Source organism: Cyanobium sp. T1B-Tous, assembly GCF_024345475.1.
GTDB lineage: Bacteria > Cyanobacteriota > Cyanobacteriia > PCC-6307 > Cyanobiaceae > Cyanobium_A.
This window is the reverse complement of record NZ_JAGQBE010000025.1, coordinates 16,225-33,769: the sequence shown is the minus strand read 5'-3', so window position 1 is coordinate 33,769 and position 17,545 is coordinate 16,225. Positions and strand designations below refer to the sequence as shown.

The 17,545-nt window shown below is 64.3% G+C and carries 23 protein-coding genes and 1 pseudogene; 16 read left to right on the top strand and 8 right to left on the bottom strand.

Annotation, left to right across the window (positions count from 1 at the left end; all coding sequences use genetic code 11):
• Positions 1-46: 46 nt before the first annotated feature.
• Entirely contained in the window at positions 47-1,519 is a 1,473-nt protein-coding gene (locus KBY71_RS07695; RefSeq protein WP_254928348.1) for a glycosyl hydrolase family 57, read from the top strand.
• Between the two features lie 77 nt (positions 1,520-1,596).
• A complete protein-coding gene (locus KBY71_RS07690; protein ID WP_254928347.1) occupies positions 1,597-1,884 on the top strand; it encodes a hypothetical protein in 288 nt (95 codons plus the stop codon).
• A gap of 13 nt (positions 1,885-1,897) precedes the next feature.
• On the opposite strand, the gene KBY71_RS07685 is transcribed toward KBY71_RS07690, so the two are convergent.
• Together KBY71_RS07685 and KBY71_RS07680 are read right to left on the bottom strand one after the other, a co-directional pair.
• Positions 1,898-2,365, bottom strand: coding sequence for a DUF3574 domain-containing protein (locus KBY71_RS07685; protein ID WP_254928352.1), 468 nt, complete (start codon positions 2,363-2,365; stop codon positions 1,898-1,900).
• A 33-nt stretch (positions 2,366-2,398) separates the two neighbouring features.
• Complete coding sequence (locus tag KBY71_RS07680; RefSeq protein ID WP_254928346.1) at positions 2,399-3,118, bottom strand: phosphotransferase-like protein; 720 nt, start codon at positions 3,116-3,118, stop codon at positions 2,399-2,401.
• A gap of 72 nt (positions 3,119-3,190) precedes the next feature.
• Between KBY71_RS07680 and KBY71_RS07675 the strand changes: the two genes are divergently transcribed.
• The 7 genes from KBY71_RS07675 to KBY71_RS07645 all read left to right on the top strand — a co-directional run bounded on the left by KBY71_RS07675 (position 3,191) and on the right by KBY71_RS07645 (position 6,788).
• Complete coding sequence (locus KBY71_RS07675) at positions 3,191-3,763, top strand: pyridoxamine 5'-phosphate oxidase family protein (protein WP_254928345.1); 573 nt, start codon at positions 3,191-3,193, stop codon at positions 3,761-3,763.
• Positions 3,764-3,776: 13 nt separating this feature from the next.
• A complete protein-coding gene (locus KBY71_RS07670) occupies positions 3,777-3,935 on the top strand; it encodes a DUF2256 domain-containing protein (protein ID WP_190389690.1) in 159 nt (52 codons plus the stop codon).
• Between the two features lie 20 nt (positions 3,936-3,955).
• Positions 3,956-4,399: a nuclear transport factor 2 family protein gene (locus tag KBY71_RS07665; protein WP_254928344.1), complete on the top strand. Its 444-nt coding sequence runs from the start codon at positions 3,956-3,958 to the stop codon at positions 4,397-4,399.
• The gene (locus KBY71_RS07660) at positions 4,399-4,812 is read left to right on the top strand and encodes a phosphoribosyltransferase (RefSeq protein ID WP_254928343.1); all 414 of its coding nucleotides are present in this window, start codon (positions 4,399-4,401) and stop codon (positions 4,810-4,812) included. The genes KBY71_RS07665 and KBY71_RS07660 overlap by 1 nt, the downstream gene beginning before the upstream one ends.
• Entirely contained in the window at positions 4,806-5,285 is a 480-nt protein-coding gene (locus KBY71_RS07655; protein ID WP_254928342.1) for a nucleoside 2-deoxyribosyltransferase, read from the top strand. The genes KBY71_RS07660 and KBY71_RS07655 overlap by 7 nt, the downstream gene beginning before the upstream one ends.
• A gap of 19 nt (positions 5,286-5,304) precedes the next feature.
• Positions 5,305-6,513, top strand: a complete 1,209-nt coding sequence (locus tag KBY71_RS07650) for a hypothetical protein (protein WP_254928341.1) — start codon at positions 5,305-5,307, stop codon at positions 6,511-6,513.
• 95 nt (positions 6,514-6,608) lie between these two features.
• Positions 6,609-6,788, top strand: coding sequence for a hypothetical protein (locus tag KBY71_RS07645; RefSeq protein WP_254928340.1), 180 nt, complete (start codon positions 6,609-6,611; stop codon positions 6,786-6,788).
• A gap of 15 nt (positions 6,789-6,803) precedes the next feature.
• Here the strand turns inward: KBY71_RS07645 and KBY71_RS07640 are convergent, their stop codons facing one another.
• Positions 6,804-7,217 carry a DUF1499 domain-containing protein gene (locus KBY71_RS07640; protein ID WP_254928339.1) on the bottom strand — a complete coding sequence of 138 codons (414 nt, stop codon included), beginning with the start codon at positions 7,215-7,217 and terminating at the stop codon, positions 6,804-6,806.
• Positions 7,214-7,867: an AhpC/TSA family protein gene (locus KBY71_RS07635; protein WP_254928338.1), complete on the bottom strand. Its 654-nt coding sequence runs from the start codon at positions 7,865-7,867 to the stop codon at positions 7,214-7,216. The genes KBY71_RS07640 and KBY71_RS07635 overlap by 4 nt, the downstream gene beginning before the upstream one ends.
• Positions 7,868-7,972: 105 nt before the next feature.
• On the opposite strand from KBY71_RS07635, the gene KBY71_RS07630 reads away from it, so the two are divergent.
• From KBY71_RS07630 to KBY71_RS07610, 5 genes are all read left to right on the top strand, one after another.
• Entirely contained in the window at positions 7,973-8,899 is a 927-nt protein-coding gene (locus KBY71_RS07630) for a cation diffusion facilitator family transporter (RefSeq protein ID WP_254928337.1), read from the top strand.
• A 41-nt stretch (positions 8,900-8,940) separates the two neighbouring features.
• A complete protein-coding gene (locus KBY71_RS07625; RefSeq protein WP_254928336.1) occupies positions 8,941-9,366 on the top strand; it encodes a DUF2721 domain-containing protein in 426 nt (141 codons plus the stop codon).
• Positions 9,367-9,521: 155 nt separating this feature from the next.
• On the top strand, positions 9,522-10,943 hold the full coding sequence (locus KBY71_RS07620) for a DUF3365 domain-containing protein (protein WP_254928335.1): 1,422 nt from the start codon (positions 9,522-9,524) through the stop codon (positions 10,941-10,943).
• A gap of 2 nt (positions 10,944-10,945) precedes the next feature.
• The gene (locus KBY71_RS07615; RefSeq protein ID WP_254928334.1) at positions 10,946-12,259 is read left to right on the top strand and encodes a GGDEF domain-containing protein; all 1,314 of its coding nucleotides are present in this window, start codon (positions 10,946-10,948) and stop codon (positions 12,257-12,259) included.
• A gap of 167 nt (positions 12,260-12,426) precedes the next feature.
• The gene (locus tag KBY71_RS07610; protein ID WP_254928333.1) at positions 12,427-14,025 is read left to right on the top strand and encodes a phosphodiesterase; all 1,599 of its coding nucleotides are present in this window, start codon (positions 12,427-12,429) and stop codon (positions 14,023-14,025) included.
• Between the two features lie 48 nt (positions 14,026-14,073).
• Here KBY71_RS07610 and KBY71_RS07605 read toward each other — a convergent pair whose 3' ends face one another.
• The 4 genes and pseudogenes from KBY71_RS07605 to KBY71_RS15165 form a co-directional block, all read right to left on the bottom strand.
• Complete coding sequence (locus tag KBY71_RS07605) at positions 14,074-15,615, bottom strand: NAD(P)/FAD-dependent oxidoreductase (RefSeq protein ID WP_254928332.1); 1,542 nt, start codon at positions 15,613-15,615, stop codon at positions 14,074-14,076.
• Positions 15,615-16,052 (bottom strand): thiol-disulfide oxidoreductase DCC family protein, encoded by a 438-nt coding sequence (locus KBY71_RS07600; protein WP_254928331.1) that lies wholly within the window; start codon positions 16,050-16,052, stop codon positions 15,615-15,617. The genes KBY71_RS07605 and KBY71_RS07600 overlap by 1 nt, the downstream gene beginning before the upstream one ends.
• A complete protein-coding gene (locus KBY71_RS07595; RefSeq protein WP_254928351.1) occupies positions 16,049-16,249 on the bottom strand; it encodes a hypothetical protein in 201 nt (66 codons plus the stop codon). Before KBY71_RS07595 ends, KBY71_RS07600 begins: the two co-directional genes overlap by 4 nt.
• Positions 16,203-16,367, bottom strand: a pseudogene (locus KBY71_RS15165) (hypothetical protein); the annotation flags it as partial. The gene KBY71_RS07595 and the pseudogene KBY71_RS15165, both read right to left, overlap by 47 nt.
• Positions 16,368-16,417: 50 nt before the next feature.
• Here KBY71_RS15165 and KBY71_RS07590 point away from each other — a divergent pair.
• Positions 16,418-16,870 (top strand): secondary thiamine-phosphate synthase enzyme YjbQ, encoded by a 453-nt coding sequence (locus KBY71_RS07590; RefSeq protein WP_254928330.1) that lies wholly within the window; start codon positions 16,418-16,420, stop codon positions 16,868-16,870.
• A gap of 289 nt (positions 16,871-17,159) precedes the next feature.
• On the top strand, positions 17,160-17,375 hold the full coding sequence (locus KBY71_RS07585) for a hypothetical protein (RefSeq protein ID WP_254928329.1): 216 nt from the start codon (positions 17,160-17,162) through the stop codon (positions 17,373-17,375).
• Positions 17,376-17,545 lie beyond the last annotated feature (170 nt).

Sequence of the window (17,545 nt, the reverse complement as noted above, 5' to 3'; positions counted from 1 at the left end):
GCTCCGCTGATTCCAAGATCAGCTTCCCCACCCTCCCGAAACCCCCATGCCCCCATCCGCCCTGCCACCGATCGCCGGCCGTGAAGCCGAGATCCTGGCCCTGGTGCAGCACAACCGGCCCGTGACGCTGCCCGCTGGCCGCCGCGATCTGGCGCAGATTCACTCGGCCTTTGCCTGTGCGCTGCACATGCACCAGCCCACCATTCCGGCCGGTGTGAACGGGGAGCTGATCTCCCATCTGCAGTACATGGTGGAGCACCCCGGCGAGGGCGATAACCACAACGCCGAACCCTTCGCCCAGTGCTACCGGCGCCTGGCCGAGTTGATTCCCCAGCTGATCAGCGAGGGCTGTGATCCACGCATCATGCTGGATTATTCCGGCAATTTGCTCTGGGGGTTCGAGCAGATGGGCCGCGCCGACATCCTCGAGGCGCTGCGGTTTTTAGCCTGCGATCCCACCATGCAATCCCACGTGGAGTGGTTGGGAACGTTCTGGAGCCACGCGGTGGCCCCCTCCACGCCGATCCCCGATCTGAAGCTGCAGATCCTGGCCTGGCAGCAGCACTTTGCGGCCCTGTTTGGCGAGGCGGCGCTGCAGCGGGTGAAGGGCTTCTCGCCGCCGGAGATGCACCTGCCCAACCACCCCGACACCCTCTACGAATTCGTGAAGGCCCTGAAGGAGTGCGGCTACCGCTGGCTGCTGGTGCAGGAACACAGCGTCGAGAATCTCGATGGCTCCGGCCTCAGCCACACGCAGAATTACATCCCCAATCAGCTGGTGGCACGCAACTCCAGTGGCGAGACGGTGAGCATCACCGCCCTGATCAAAACCCAGGGCTCCGACACCAAGCTGGTGGGCCAGATGCAGCCCTGCTACGAGGCCCTCAGCCTGGGGCGAATGGCGCTGGCTGACACCACCATTCCCGCCCTGGTGTCCCAGATCGCCGACGGCGAAAACGGCGGCGTGATGATGAACGAATTCCCCCAGGCCTTTCTCCAGGCCCATCGCAAGCTGGCCGGCGAAGGCGGGCGTGAAGGGGGCGGAACCGTGGCCCTCAATGGCACGGAATACCTCGAGCTGTTGGACGCGGCGGGTGTGGCCCCTGGGGCCTACCCCCAGATTCAGGCGGTGCAGCAGCACAGGCTTTGGCACCAGGTTGCCCAGCAGAGCAGCGGCGCTGCCCTCACTCCGGAGTCGGTGCAGGCCGCCATCGGGGCGCTCCAGGCCAGCGATCCCTCCTTTTCAATGGCCGGCGCCTCCTGGACCAACAACCTCAGCTGGGTGGAGGGCTACGCCAACGTGCTCGAGCCGATGACCCGTCTCAGCGCGGCGTTTCACCAGCGCTTCGATGGCCCGGTGGCTGCTGACCCCGCCGTGACCCGCAGCGAGCCCTACCAGCAGGCCCTGCTCCACCTGCTCCTGCTGGAAACCAGCTGTTTCCGCTATTGGGGCCAGGGCACCTGGACCGATTACGCCGCCGAGATCCATCGGCGGGGCGAGGCGGCGTTGAACCCCTGACGAGCCCCGCTCTTGTTCGCTTGGACAGGGGGTGCACTGAAATCAGTTAGACACTTTCAACGTCCCTTCAATCCCCCATGCACGCCACCATCCGTCAATACGAGGTGAGCGGTGATCCCCACGCCGTCAGTCAGGCGATTCAGGACACGTTCATCCCCCAGCTCAAGGGTTTGCCGGGCTACGTCTCCTACATGTGGATCGATCCCAGCGCGGAGGGTGGTCGCATGCTGTCGGTGAGTGTCTTTGATACGCCGGAGCATGCGGAAGCTTCCAATGCTGTTGCAGCTGCCTGGGTGGCGTCCCACCCCCAGTTCCAGCTCCAACTGATCAACATCGAGGTGGGCCCGGTGGTCGCCCACGGTTAGGCGCCCAGCCGCTTCAGTTGCCGAAGAACTGGGGCTGGGCCACAGGAATCTCCACGTGCATCAGTTCCGCGCCTTGGAAACGCCCTCTGAAGCTGCTGATCACCGCTTGAATGCGCTGATCCTCAAGGGATCCCACCGGGCGCAGGATCACCACAACCCAGGTGGGTTGACGGCGAATGACGCCATCGGCCCCCCGCATCTGGCCGTTGGCCTGAACCACCGTGAGCCCATCGGGGAAGGCCGGAGTGATCACCTCGGCCAGGAAGGCCTCCCACGCGACCGGGGTGATCAGGGTTCCGTTGGCGAGCCTGGCTCCGAAATACAGCTCGGATTTGTGCCAGCCGCGCGCAGGGGCTGCCGTGGGCCTGGAGGCGCTGCTGCCGGTGGAGCCCGGGGCTCGACTTTCGGCCCGTCCCATCTCAGGACCCCAGGCCAGGCCGAGCAGCAGGGGCAGGGCCAGGTGGGCCAGGCGCAGGGACATCGCAGGCACGGTGGGGAGGGGGTTTGGCCCAGCCTAGGAACCGACGACCGTGGCCCCAGGTCCCCTGGGGGAGGCCTGAAGCTGCTCGAGAATCCTCAACACCGACGCCGCCGTGGGTTCAAGGCTGGTGTCGACGGTCACGTCGTAGGCGAGGCCATGGGCATGGCAGAGCTCATCACTGCGGCGGGCCAAGCCGAGGGGCCGCTCCTCCAGCCCACCATCGCCGCGGCCCGATTCCCGCTGTTCCAGCTCGGCCAGGGAACAGTGCACCCCCACCAGCACCACGCGGGCTCCGGAGGCCCGCAGTTGGGCGAGCACGTCCTCTTGCCACTCCTGCTCCTGCAGGAAGTGATCGATGATCAGGTTGGTGCCCAGGGCGAGGTGCTGGCCCCAGCTGCGGTGCAGCCCCGTCAACACTCGCCGCCCCAGAGGGTTGAGCTCCAGCCGCAGCCGGGGACTGCCGCCATGCTTGCCGGCGGCCTGGCTGTCATCCACGTACTCCCACGCCGCCCGGCCGTCGTGGGGCGCGCGCGAGATCAGGCGGTGGATGTCTCCGCCCTGCAGGGTCACCAGGCTCGACGGAAACAACCGGTCCGACAGGAGCAGGAGGATGTCATCGAAGGCCACGAGTCCAAAGGCCGCAGCAGGGTCGCCATCGCTGAGCTCCGTGAGGTGATCCTGAAGGGCCCGGCACAGGGTTGTCTTTCCCGATGAGCTGGGGCCATTGACCAGGATCGCTAGCGCTGCCGTCATCGCTTCCCCCCATCCAGCATCGGATTGGAGCCCATGTTGGCGAGCGGGTCACCTCTTCCTAGCCTGGCGGCCATGGTCAGCGCTGAGCCACTACCCCCCTGGCGGCCCCTGCTGCGGGGGGCCCGGGAGCGGGAGGGCCGCTCGCCCCAGGCCCGCTGGTTGCAGCTGGCCAGCGTGGCGGTCGATGGCACGCCGCGGCTGCGCACCTTGGTGTTCCGTGGCTGGGCCGCGGCCTCGGAGCTCGATCTGCTCACCGATGGCCGCAGTGCCAAGGTGGCCGAGCTGGGCCACCAGCCGGCGGTGGAGCTGGGTTGGCTCCTGCCCCGGGCCCGTTGCCAGTTCCGCCTGCGCGGCAGGCTGCTGATCCTGCCTGCAGAGCAGGAGGCCAGCGAGCGGCAGCGGCACTGGCAGGGCCTCACCCCGGAGGGTCGGGCCCTGTGGGGCTGGCCGGCACCGGGGGAGCCGCTCGAGGATGGGGCCTGCTTCCCCGCCGAACTCGGCGAGGAGCTGCCGATTCCTACCTGCTTCCGGCTGCTGCGCATTGGCCTGGAGCAGGTGGAGCTGTTGGAGCTCACGAACCACCCCCACCACCGCCGCCGCTGGTGCCGTGAGGACGGCTGGCTCGAGCAGCGTCTCAATCCCTGATCGCCCCCCTCTGATGCCCCACCACGCCGAGCGACCCACCAAGATCTGCCCCGTGTGCCAGCGCCCCTTCCAGTGGCGCAAAAAGTGGAAGGACGTTTGGGATGAGGTGCGGTATTGCTCGGAGCGCTGCCGCCGTCGGCGCCCTTCTGAACCAGGGGCAGCACAATCGTGAGCAACCACTCCGCCCCTGCGATGTCCGCCGCCCTCACCCCGCCCTTCAGCCAGGACAGCCTGCGGCAGCTGTTCACCAAGCCCTATGGGGCCCCGGCGCCCACGGCTGAGCAGTGGCGGCAGGCGTATGCCAACGATGTGCACTTCGAAGACCCCACCCAGAGCCGGGAGGGCGTCGAGGCCTACATCCTGGCCCAGCAGGGCCTGATGCAACGCTGCGACGACGTGTTTCTGGAGGCCGATGCGGTGGCGATCGACGGCGACACGGCCTTCGTGGAATGGCGCATGGGCCTGAAGATCAAGGGGATCGAATTTCTCTACCCCGGCACCAGTCGCCTGCGCTTCGGGGCCGACGGCCGCATCATGGACCACCGTGACTACTTCGATTTCGTGGGCCCCACCTTTGGGCCGGTGCCTCTGGTGGGCGGCTTCGTGCGCTGGCTTTACAAGCGCTTCGTGGCCTGATGGGCACCAGCACTCTGCGCCAGCTCAGCTGGGACGACTTCGACCGGGCCGTGCAGCACATTGCCGCCCGCTGCGCTGGGCGCCGTTTCACCGGCATCCATGGGATTCCCCGCGGGGGGCTGTGTCTGGCGGTGGCCCTGAGCCACCGGCTCGAGCTGCCGCTGTTGGCCGATGCCCGCCCGGGGTGCTTGCTGGTTGACGATGTCTACGAGACCGGCCTCACCCTCGAGGCCCATCGGCAGCTTCCCGACGCCCAAGCCGTGGTGTGGATCAGCAAGGCCGAGCCGCAGTGGTGGCTTGCGGTGGAGGTCACCAGCGCGGCGGATTGGATCGTCTTCCCATGGGAAGACCCGGAGGCGGCCGCCCGCGACGAACGGCTGTATCGGGCGTCCCGTGGAGGCTCCCCATGCTGACGCCACGCCCCACCGTTTATCTGGCCTCGCCTTACGGCTTCTCCGCCCATTGGCGCACGCGCTTGCTGCCCGATTTCATCGAGGCGCTTGAGAGCCTGGGGCTTGAGGTGTGGGAGCCCTTTGCCCGCAACGGCCAGGTGGATCTGGCCCAGGAGGGTTGGGCCTGGACGGTGGCCCAGGCCGATCTTCAGGACGTGCGCGATGCCGATGCGTTTCTCGCCATCGTGAACGGCACGCCTCCCGATGAGGGGGTGATGCTGGAGCTGGGGGCCGCCATTGCCCTGGGCAAGCCCACCTTCCTATTCCGCGACGACTTCCGCCGCTGCAGCGATTCGGAGGACTATCCCCTGAATCTGATGGTGTTCAGCGGCCTGCCCCGCACGGGCTGGCCCGACTACCTCTACGGCTCGATTGCCGAGCTGGCCGATCCCAGCAAGGCCCTGATGCGCTGGCTCCAGAGCCGGCAGCCTTAGATCGCTCTGCCGCAACCCTGTGTCGGCCCAACCCGCTCTGTTCGCTCCTGCTCCTCAGAACCGCCGGCTTGCAGCACTCTCGTGCTGGCGGCGACTTCTGCCGTGGCTGCTGGGCCTGCTCCTTGCCCTGGCTCCGCTGGCCGCCGCCGGCCAGTCCCGGTCCACGGGGACCGAACTGCAGGTGTTCGTGCGCCAGGGGTGCCCCCATTGCGCCCAGGCGGAGGCCTTTCTGCCCGTGCTCCGCCAACGGCACCCCGAGCTCGTGGTGTGGTTGCGGCCGCTCGACGCCGATCCCGCTGCCATCGATGATCTGCGGCGGGTCTCTGCCCAGGCCGGGATCCAGGTGCCGGGGGTGCCTACCTTCGTCCTCGGTGACGCGGTGCTGGTCGGATTTGACGGTCCGGCCGGCCGCGGCCAGGAGCTGCTGGACCTGCTGGATCGCGGCCTGGACGAACGTGGCCAGGAGGCTCGTCAGCTGCGCCCTGCGGGTGTGGTGCGGCTGGGGCCATTTGGATCCTTGGAGGTGGACCGACTGGGACTGCCGCTGTTCACCATCGCCCTGGGTCTGCTGGATGGTTTCAATCCCTGCGCGATGTGGGTGCTGTTGTTCTTGCTGTCCCTGCTGGTGCATTGGCGCGACCGCCGTCGTATGGCCCTGGTGGCGGGCACGTTTGTGCTGGTGAGCGGTGCGGTGTACTTCGCCTTCCTGGCCGCCTGGCTCAACCTGTTTCTGGTGCTGGGCTGGAGCAGGCCACTGCGCCTGGTGCTGGGGGGGATGGCCCTGCTGGTGGGGGGCGTGAATCTGCGCGACGCCTGGCGCGAGGGCGGTCGCTTCTCACTGTCCATCCCCGCTGCGGCCAAGCCCGGGCTCTATGCGCGTCTGCGCGGTGTGGTGCAGCAGCGTGCACTCCTGCCAGCCCTGCTGGCGGTGGCCGCCATGGCCGTGGTGGTGAATCTGGTGGAACTGCTCTGCACAGCAGGCCTGCCGGCGATCTACACCGCCGTACTGGCGCAGCAGAGCTTGGATCCCTTCGCCCATTACGCCTACCTGATGCTCTACATCCTCGGCTACATCGCCGATGACACCCTGATGGTGGGGGTGGCCGTGCTGGCGCTCAGCAGCACCAAACTCACCGAGCGAGGCGGCCGCATGCTCAAGCTGATCAGTGGCACCGTGATGGTGGGCCTGGCCCTGGTGTTGTTGCTGCAGCCGGGATGGCTTCTTTAGGGGCGAGCTGCATGCATCCCGCTGTTCGGTGTGTACCGTTTTGTGGGTAAGGGGTGCCAAAAATGCGGATTACGCATTGCGAGGATCAGTGCCTGGTGGCCCTGACAGCCTCTGAGGCCTCGCGCCTGGTGGACGCCTGTGCCCTGCTCGTGATCGCTGCCGAATCGGTTCCCCAGGCCTCCCTGCCCCCCGAGATGGCCACCCTCCTGTGCGAGCTGTTCGATGGGCTGCGGGAGAGCACCCAAGCTCCCCCCGGCTCCCCGCCCAGCTCCTGAAGCCCTGATCGCTTCTTAAGCCCCCGGGCTGAGTGCCGCTTCCAGGGAGGCCAGCCGCCGGCCGTTCACCCCGAGATCGGAATCGCCAAGGCGCGACACGGAGCGGGCCTGCAGCTGGCCATGGGCGGTGTCGGCGTAAAGCTCCAGGTCGTCGACGAAGCCGAACAGGGCGCTGCTGGCGGTGGCGTGGAGGTAGCCCGCGCCCTGCTCCACCACCTCGGTGCGGGGCATGGCTTCAAGCACGGGCACCAGCGCGGCCAGCGCAGCCTCCGGATCGGCAACCACCCAGTTGGCCCGGGCGCAGTGGGCCGGGGAGGCACAGCTGGCCAGGGCCCCATCGTGCACCCCCAGCTCGGCCGGCACCGGCCCCACCAGCTGAAACAGGGCCAGGCTGATCACCAACAACAGGTGCTGCAACAGGGCGTTCATGGTTGGCCAGGGGAAGGGGGGAGATAGGGGGCCAGGAAGCGCAGAGGCTCGGCCATCGTGGCTGAGAAGCCCAGAATGCCCGGGTCTCGGTAGCTGTAGAGCAGGCTGTCGTCGCTCTCCAGCAGGTAGGTGCCGCCCCGTTGGGTGATGAAGTCGTCGCTGGGGACGTAGGTGCGCCAGGCGCCCAGCACTTCCACCATGTTGCGCAGCCGCACGGTGGCCAGCTCGAAGGGTCGCAGGGCTGCCGTGCGGTCGCCGCTGTAGCCGCGCAGCACCTCGGCCAAGGTGCCGGGCGAGCCGATGCCGGCGCACATCAGCAGCAGGCCGGGCCAGGCCCCACCCGGCACCTCCAACCCGGCATAGAGCCCCAGGGCCCGGTGCAGGGCGGGCTCGCCCTCCACCAGCAGCCGCTCGCGGGGGAACCCGGTGAACCGGCAGAAACGGTCGGCACCGGCAGCGTTGCCGATGCCAATGGCCAACAGCTCCAGCTGGGCCGCCGCCAGTTGCGGCAGGACGGGCACCAGGGCCTGGGCATATTCCAGGCTGTCGAAATCCCCGAGCTGGGGCAGCAGCACCACCAACCGTCGACGGCCGGAATCCATGCCGGGCACGGTGGCCAGGCGTTGCAAGAGGGGTTCAGGGGCCTGCATGGGCCTCACCGTACCCAGGCAGGCCAGGGCGGAGGGGGATCGGCTGCGGCGGGTGGCTGATTCGCTTGCCCTTGCCCAGACTGATCCAGCCCCCAGGCACTGTTCTTGTCCCATCCGCACCCGATCTCCAGCCATCCAGCGGTGGACATCCAGCGGCAGCCCCACCGGCGTCAGCACCAGCACCGCCCCGGTTCAGCTGCCGCCTTCCGCTGGAGCGTGATCCTCAACTCCTGCCTCTCGGCCTTGCAGTTGGTGATCGGCCTGGCCTTCGGCTCCTTGGCCCTGATCGGCGATGCGATCCACAACCTGGGGGATGTGGCCGGGCTGCTGCTGGGCTGGGGCGCGGAACGGCTCAGTGCCCGAGCTCCCTCGGCGCGGTACACCTACGGCTTTGGCCGCAGCACCCAACTGGCTTCGCTGGCCAATGCGGTGTTGATCCTGATGGCGTCAGCCGTGGTGTTGGTGGAGGGCCTGCAGCGCCTGTTCGATCCGGTGGCGGTGACCACGGGTCCGGTGCTCTGGGCGGCTGGACTCGGGGTGGCTGTCAATCTTCTGTCAGCGCGGCTGTTCGGAGCCGACAGCCGCCACGACCTCAATCGCCAGGCGGCCGTCGTGCACCTGCTCACCGATGCGGCCGTCTCCGCCGCCGTGCTGGTGGCCGCCCTCATCGTGGGAGCCACGGGCTGGAATTGGCTGGATGCGGCCACAGGCATCGGCGTGGGCCTGGCGGTGGCCTGGAGCGGCTTTGAGCTGCTGCGTCAGGCCATGGGCATTTCCCTCGATGCCGTGCCGGCCGGGATTGAACTGGCTGAGGTGGAAGCCACCCTGCGGGACTTGCCGGGGGTCTTGAACGTGCACCACCTGCATGTGTGGGGATTGAGCACCTCCCAGACCGCCTTGACCGCCCATGTGGTGAGGCGCCCAGGCTTGGTCGACGACCTCGACTGGCTGCATCAGGCCAAGCAACAGCTGGCCCAGCTGGGCATCGCCCACAGCACCATTCAGCTTGAGCCTCCAGGGGAGGAGGGCTGAACCGCGGCTAGGTTTGCCCGGCTTCCCTGGCGCTCCTGCCGATGCCATCCCATGCCCTCGCCCAGGCCATTCAGCTGTCCCTGGCGCCGGTGTTTCTGCTGGCCAGCATGAGCGGCTTGCTGATGGTGCTCACCAACCGCCTCACCCGCCTGATCGACCGGGCGCGGGTGCTGCAACAGCAGGCCCGCGATGCCGATCAGGAGATGGGCCGGGCTGGGCGCCTGGAGCTGCAGGGCCAGAAGCAGCGCATGGGCCTGATCCTCAAGGCCATTGCCTTCTGCACGGTCACCATGCTGCTGGTGGCCCTGGTGGTGGCCATTGTGTTCATCAGCGTGCTGGCCCAGATCGATCTGGCCCTGTTGGTGGTGCCCTTGTTCGTGCTGGCGATGCTGTGCCTGATGGTGGCGGTGCTGCTCTTTCTGCGCGAGGTTCAGCTGGCCACGGCCCAGCTGCGGCGCAGTTTCTGAGCCGGGTCTGCGGGCTGGTTCAGGCCGATGCCCTGACCAGTCCGAGAAACTAGAATATTGAGATGCAAGGCCCAGTCCAGTCCCAACCCCCCAGGTCCGTTGCCGGCCGAGAAGCAGCAAAAGGGTTGTCGAGGTGGCTTTCGCGTTGTTGGCGAGTGATCAGCAAGCCGGCCTTTGTGCTTGTGCTGTTGATCGTCAGCCTGCTTGGCCTGCCGTTCGTGATGGTGAGCAGCTTGTCTGCGGCCACCGTGAAGCAGATGGAGCTCCAGGCCGATGAGATCTCCACCCTGGCCACCGGTATTCGTAGCTATTACGCCGACAATGTTGTCGCCCGTCTTCAGAAAGCAGATGGACAGGCGGTGTTTTCGGAAAATTATCGTGATGTGCATGGTGGGATTCCCATTCCCGCTACCTTGTCCATCGAGTTGGGTGCGCTCTTTGACAGCGCCCATAGTGATGGGAGGATCAATTATGCGTTCCTTTCCGACTATCCATTTGCCAAGCGAGATGTTCCCCCACTGGATGGTTTTGAAACCGATGCCATTGGAGCTTTTCGCAAAGACCCTGAGCTTCCCCGCTATGTCCAGCTAGAACGATCATGGCTGGGACGCTCAACCTACAGGCTGGCAACACCGGTGTTGATGCGTCCGGCTTGCGTTACTTGCCATAATCAACACCCCGATTCTCCAAAGAAAAATTGGAAAGTAGGTGATGTACGGGGCATTCAAGAAGTTACGGTGCGAGGTATTCAGGTTAATGGATTTGGTCAACTCGGCTATTTAGTTGGATATGCGGGCTTGCTCGGCCTTGTTTCAGTTGGGGCCACCGCTACTTTTCAGCGCCAAAATAAACTGCTGCTTTCAACAAATGACCGCTTGCGTGAGGGCAGCCGCAGGGAGGTTGATCTCTCCAACCAGCTTCGTCAGCAAGTGCAGGAGCTTTCCCTGTTGGGTGCGGTTGTTGAAAACGCCACCTTTGGCGTTTCCATTGCTGATATGCGGCAGGATGATTACCCGCTTATTTATGTTAATGAGGCCTTCTGCCAGATTACTGGCTATCCCAAGGAGAAGGCATCGGGATTTAACTGCCGTTTCCTGCGGGGACCCGATACGGATCCGATTACCGTATCTGAGATTGCTCGGGCTATTCGAGAAGGGAAGGCCTATTCATGTGAGCTCGTTAATTACCGTCTAAACGGCGAAAAGTTTTGGAACCGCCTCACGATTTACCCATTTGGTGGTAGGCCTGGGAAGCCGGATTTTTATGTGGGCAATCAAGTGGATATTACTAGCATTCGTACATTCAATGATTTGGCGTCCAGTCAGCTGATCGCTATTCGGCCTTCCATTGAAGCGGCCTCTCTTCAGGTATCGCAGTCCATCACCTTTGCTCAAGGTCTTCGCGATCAACTTGCCTGCGATGATGCTCTCACGGCAGAAGTGGATCAGTTCTTGAATGCCGAACAATCTTCCCTGCGGCAGCTGCAGGGGTCTGTCGCTGAAATCCAGGACCTAATTCGCCTGGCCTCGGCTGGACAGCAACACTCACCGCAGCCTTTGCAGGATCAATCGCTATAGCTGTGAAAACTGACTTCTCCCATATTGGTTCCGCGCTTGCAAAAGATATAAGAGCCCGCTGCTCGATTGTTTTTCTTGGTGTGGCTGGCTTTGCTTCAATAATTTTATTTGCCGGATTGGCTGGGCGAAGTCTGGTTGAATCCAACAGGGAGGTATGGGGGCATGCCCTGGAAATCCGTTCCATGGTTTCCTCGCAGTTGGAGTTGGGTCAGTCATCCAAATCCCACCTTGATGGATTTCTGGCTCGCTATAGACTCCAGCATAACGAAGATATGCAGGATGGCATTAACTATATTTTGGTTTTGGATGCGTCTGGTCGCATAGTGATGGGTAGCCGTCGCGCCTGGGATGGGCTTTCCGTGGTTGACCCATTGCTATCTAGAACGGAGACCAACGATGAAGTCTTTGCTCAGATCCGTGATTGCTTCGCCTCTTCCTCGGTCACCTCTAGCCAGTCTTTGTCTTGTTTAAGGACGCACTCTGGCTTGTATTTTCCGACCGCAGAAAGTTATACCCTAGGCCTTCCTTTTAGGATCTCAGGCCGCGACCGCTCAGAAGATAATAAAGCCTACCTTGTCTTGGTCAATTTCGACCCTTCAATTGCCTCCGGTCAGCTTGGCTGGGAGCTGCTCAGTCTGCTTGTCATCAGCATCCTGTACGTAACCTCTGTGCTGGGGTTGCTGGCTCTGTTGCTGTATCGCAGCCTGTTGCCGGCTGTTAGGTCATTCGCAGAGGTTGACGATCTCACGGGTTTGATGAATCGCCGGTCTTGTATGGATCTGGCTATTCGACTTTTGGCTCAGGGAGAAAAGGATAATCTGCCCTATATTCTGGCCATCCTTGATCTCGATCATTTCAAGGCAATTAACGACACCTATGGGCACCAGTGCGGCGACTTCGTTCTGCGTGAGGTTTCCAATGCGCTGACCCGATCACTGCACGGAACCGATCTCTTGGCCCGATTGGGCGGAGAGGAGTTCATTGTGATGGCTCAGTGTTCCTCGGCCCATGCACTGCTGGTGATGGAGCGCCTTCGCAGTGAGGTGGAATTGTTGAAGCCCCAGTGGGAAGGACGTACCATGAACGTCACCTTGAGTATCGGTCTGACCAGCACGGAGCAACTGGGATACAACCTCAACCATTTGTATGCCCAAGCTGATGCAGCTCTCTATCGTGCCAAAGACCAAGGCCGGAACCGCATCTGCTGGTCGTCCTCGGCCGAAGGGGACATGATGGTCGATCCCTGGGCCCCTGGTCGGGTATGGCGTTCATCCTTTGCCCCAATTGAACCCTTGGATTCCAGGACTGATCCATGAGCGGTATGGGGCTTCGCATCGATCAGATTGAGGCGATCTGCCATCTGGCCGAAGTCCTGACGGGTGCTGTGGCGGCCAGGGTCATTCTGGCCAGCCAGCCCTTGGCGGCGGGAGAGCTGGTGATTGTTGAGGATGTCCAGAATGATCCCAGGCTGGTTGATTTGCAGATGCCAGATTCGGATCAGCGGGTGCGCTTCTATGCCCGCTATCCCTTGCTGGCCCCTTCCGGACACAGCCTCGGCGCCCTTTGTCTGTATCACCCCCTGCCCCTAAGCCTGGATCCCCGGCAGACGGCTGGGATGTCCTGGCTGGTTCTCAGTCTTGAGGCCGCCTTGGCCGGTCAGGGCTCTGGGGGATCCGCACCACGGCAGGCGTCTGCAGACTCCCTTGGTGCCATGAACTTGCTGATCAGCCGCGATCAGCTCCTTGGCCAGATTGAGGCTCTGCTGGCTGAAGCGGGCCATCCCCCCTTTGCCCTGTTGCGCTGCGAATTGAAGGACTACGGCAGCGTCAGCGCCACCCTGGGTGGCCGGCTGGCCGAGGTCTTGATGGATGAAGCGGCGCGCCGTTTGATCAATGCTGTGCCGAAGTCTGCCTTGCTGGCCCGATTTTCCGACTCCCAGTTCATCGTCTTGGTGCCAGCCGTTAGCGACTCGGATCTGATCGCCACGATCGCCCAGCGGATGCTGGACCTCTTCAACGAGCCCTTTCGGGTTGCGGAACACCGGGTTCCCCTGTCGCTTGCTGTCGGCATCGCTCTTCAGGACGGCGACTACACGGATGTGGAAGAGATTGTCTCTGACTCCAACATGGCTCTGCGGATGGCCAGTCGTCAGATCCAGAGTCAATACCGCTTTTTTGATCTCGAAACCCGTCGGTTAGCGCAGGAGAGCTATGCCCTGGAGGCTGAGGTGCGGCTGGCCATTGCCCAAAAGGAGATGGTTCCCTTTTTCCAGCCCATCGTCGACCTCACCACCGCGGAGCCGGTTGGCTTCGAAGTTCTGGCACGCTGGCGGCGTGGACACGGGCCTGTGGTGCCCCCCGCCGTATTTGTGCCCGTGGCGAAAGCCACAGGACTCTCCGCTGAGCTCGATCTTCAGATCATTGAGCGAGCCCTCGAAGACGCAGCCACCCTTGCCCGGGTGGTTCCTTGGCGGGCGATGGTGCTGAGCGTGAATCTCTCCGCCAATCTGCTGGACGATGACTTGATGCGGCAGCGGTTGTTGCAATTGATCGACACCCATGCGCTTCCCATGGGTTGGCAGTTTCAGATCGAGATCCTTGAAGAGTCCCTTCAGGATGCCACCACTGGTTTTGAAGCATTTTTGATGCAACTGGTTGAGCGCAGGGTTCGGATCACGATTGACGACTTTGGTACGGGCTATTCCTCTTTGTCCAGATTGTCGAGTCTGCCGATTAATGGCTTCAAGATCGATATGAGCTTTGTGCAGTTGCTCGATGATCCGCAACGCCCCAGCAACAAACTCGTCGCCACCATGGGCGCCCTGGCCGACGACCTCGACCTGAGCACGACCGCAGAGGGTGTTGAAACCGAGCCCCAGCGTGCCTGGTTGGTGGAGCACGGCTTTCGCTTCAGTCAGGGCTTTTTGTTTGCGCCCCCGATGTCCCTGCGGGAGTCGATGCACTATCTAGAGAGCCTCCATCTGCGCAGTGCAGCGATTGTGCCTCCCGAGCCCTCCTCGTCTTCAAGGCCGGATTCCCGCTGGCAGCGTTTGATGTCTCGCCTGCGTTCTCGCTTGCCCTGAACGCTGATCAGCGTGTTGGCCCAGTGGCGCCGAAGTATCTGAGCTGTTTCAGCGCAGGCCCAGGCTTTCGAGCAGCTCCTTCTGCTGTCGCGCGTCCACGAAGCGATGGGCTGCCATGGCACCACTCACGGCCACCGGAGGCACGCCGATTCCCGGGAACACTCCGGCGCCGCAGAGCACCAGGTTGGGCCACGGCGTGCTGCCTCCGGGAAAGGCACCCTGGTTGGCGGGCCAGGCCGGTCCATAGCTGCCCTGATGCACCTTCAGATAATGACGGTGGGTGAGGGGTGTGCCCTGGAGCTCGAGCACCAGCCGGTCTCGCCAGTCGGGAATCAGCGGATCCAGCACGCGGTGAAAGATCTCGCAGCGCTCAGCCTTGAGGGCGGAGTAGGCCGGGCTGCCCCGCTCCAGGTCTTTCCAGAGCTCCCAGGGCTCGTTGGCTGGGGTGTAGCCGTGCATCACCTGGTGTCCTGATGGGGCCAGGCTCGGATCCAGCAACGAGGGCATCGACAGCACCACCATGTTGCGTTCGGCCCCGATCCCCCGCTGCCAGTCGCCCACCCAGACGTGGTGAATCGGCAAGGTTTCGAGGTTGGCTCCCTCCAGCCCGACATGCCAGTGCAAAAAGCTCCCGCAAGCCGGTGTGCCGGCCTGCTTGCGTCTCCAAGGCTCTGCCACCCCTCCCTTGGGCAGCAGCGCCAGGGTGTCCCAGGGGCTGGCGTTGCTGATCACCCCACGACGGGCGCGCAGCACCGTGCCATCCCGCAGGGCCACCCCCGTGGCCCGCTGACCCTCAAGGGTGATGCTCTCCACCGCGCAGCCGGTGCGCAGCTTGCCCCCATGGCGCTCCAGACCCCGCTGCAGGGCGGCCACCACCGCCGGGCTGCCGCCGATCGGATAGTCCAAGGTGGCATCGGGCTCAAACCACTCGCCAAACAGGGTCGCCATGGCGGCCGCGCTGGTCTGATCCATCGGTAGGCCCGAGATCAGGAAACAGAGCAGATCCACCCAATGGAGCAGAAATGGATCCCGCAGGTGGCGGCGGGCGATCGGTCCGAAGGCTCCCCCCAGTTGGGCTAGTCGCCCGGCCTGCGCCACCAGGCCAAGGGCCTGGCTTCCGAGGGTTGTGGCCATCCCCAGCCCCGGCCTCAGAGCCAGCAGGGGCAGGGCTCGGGCAGCCTTGCACGTGGGTTCGAGCTCTTTCATGAAGCGGGCCCATTCATCGCTGGCCCCTGCTCCGCGCAAGGTCCGAACCACCGCCAGGAAGGGCTCGAGACCAACCCCCACCCTCAGCGTTCCCTCCGGCAGCAGCATGCCCCAGTCGCGATAGGAGGCCACGGGCAGGGATTCCCCCACGGCCCGCAGCACCTGGGCCAGGGGATTGGCACTGGGCCAACGGCCCAGGCCCGACCACAACGACGGACCGGATTCAAAGTGAAAGCCCTGGCGGCTGAAGCCGTGGGCGGCGCCACCGGGCACAGCGTGGGCTTCGAGCACCACCACCTCCAGCCCGTAGCGGGCCGCCAGGGCAGCGGCGCAGAGGCCACCCAGGCCGCTGCCCACCACGATCAGGTCGACGTCCTCCGCCATCAGCGAGGGGGGCTTCCGATCCCTGTGCTGCAGCCGCTGCGGCTTTGGCACAGGGTGTCGAGATCGGGCCGGCCGGTGATCTTCAACCGCCCTGTAGCCCAAAGGCCGTAGGCCGCATCGACCACCGGGCGCACCAGGGGCCAGCGGGTGGGGGCATAGAGCCAGCCCAGGCCGATCAGGGCATAGGCGCGCTGGAACACGGCCACATCGCGCAGCACCTCACCCTCTGCCGTGATGGCATGGATCCGGCCCATGGCCTGCCGGTAGCTGACGCCGCAGAAGGCGCTTGGGTCGTAGTCGGCGCGGTCGATGTCGACGAAGGCGAGTTTGGGCTGGTCGCCGTGGCGTGCCTGGTCGCGCCGCCTCAGCATCGACACCTCCCGCACGCACAGGGGGCAGCCACCGTCATAGAGGAGGGTGAGTGCAGGGACGCTCATTTTTTGCGGCAGTAGCCACCGCCCACGTTCATCCAGCCCTCCGGGCAGGCTTCGCCGTTGGTGGGTTGCACCGTGTAGGTCATCAGCCCCAGGGTGCTGCACTTGCCGTTGAGCATGTCCACATAGCCCATGGGGCAGATGCTGCCGATCTTGGGCACCTGGCGTTGGGCCTGGGCGGGCAGGGTTTGGAGGGCCATGCTCGCGGCCACGGCGGCCAGGGCGGCGGAGCGCAGGCTCCACTGGCGGAACGTCGGCATCCTGGGGGTCTGCATGCGCTGGGCCGGCAACGAAGGACGGGTGCTGGATGCCCCCCATGCTAGGCACCATCTTGTGCTGCTCGTCCCCGGCTGGCGCTGGGGCTGCCCATGCTTCGTCAGACCCTGCAGACCCTCCAGGTGGCGACATCGGGAGAGGGATTCACCGACCTCACGGCTCCGTTGCATGCCGCCGTGGCGGCGAGTGGGCTCCAGCTCGGCCTGCTCAACCTGGTGTGCCTGCACACCTCCTGCAGTCTCACCATCAATGAGAACGCCGATCCCCGGGTGTTGGCTGATCTGGCAGCCCATCTGCGGGCGCTGGTGCCGGAGGAGGGCATCCGACCGGTGAGCGGCCGGGGCGAGTTGCGTCCCTATGTCCATGCTGATGAGGGCTCAGACGATATGCCGGCCCATATCCGCACGGCGCTCACCACAAGCCAGCTCAGCCTCTCGTTTCAGAACGGCCGCCTGCTGCTTGGCACCTGGCAAGCGGTTTACCTGTGGGAGCACCGCAGGAGGGGGAGCCGCCGGCAGCTATCCCTGCATCTGCTGGGCAGCTGACCCGCCCGCTTTGTGCTGACCGATACAGATTTCCGTTCTTGAGGTGGTACTAGGCGCATGACTGCGTTGGCACTGGATAGGCAAGTGAGGGGCAAGAAGGCTATGCGTTTTCTGCATCTTGGCCCGACTGACTTGACAGTCTCCCCGAATTGCCAGGCATGGGTGATATGATTAAGAAATAACGAGCTCGTACCCGATGTCAGGCCTGCGGTTTACCCATGGCTGCTCATCTTTCTTGGATGCACCGGTAGTTGATCTCGCGCAATCGTCTCCTGTGGTGAGGGCTTCGATGAACGATGGTCCCGAGTGCTTTGAGGCCTCGATCACCATCCCATGTGCCACTGAGGATCCGGTGATTGATCGCCTGCAGGGGTACCTCCAAGACGCCTACAAGGTTTTGGACACGTTGATTGTCGAGTCTCAAGACCCGAGCCAGCGTGACCAACTGGCCCGGTTGGCGCGCTCCCTCTACAAGGCCATCGACGCCTCCAGCGTCCTCCGTTAATCGGCTTAGCGTGAGGGGCCTGGACCCATGGCCGCTTGATCCTGAGCCGTTCCCCGTCTGGAGCCCTTCCGGCCTGTGCCATCTGTGCCATCCACCACGACGCGTCAAGCCGTGGGTTGTATGAGATCGGCCGCGGGGGGCGGTGGTTGCTCCGCCACCATCCAGAGCCA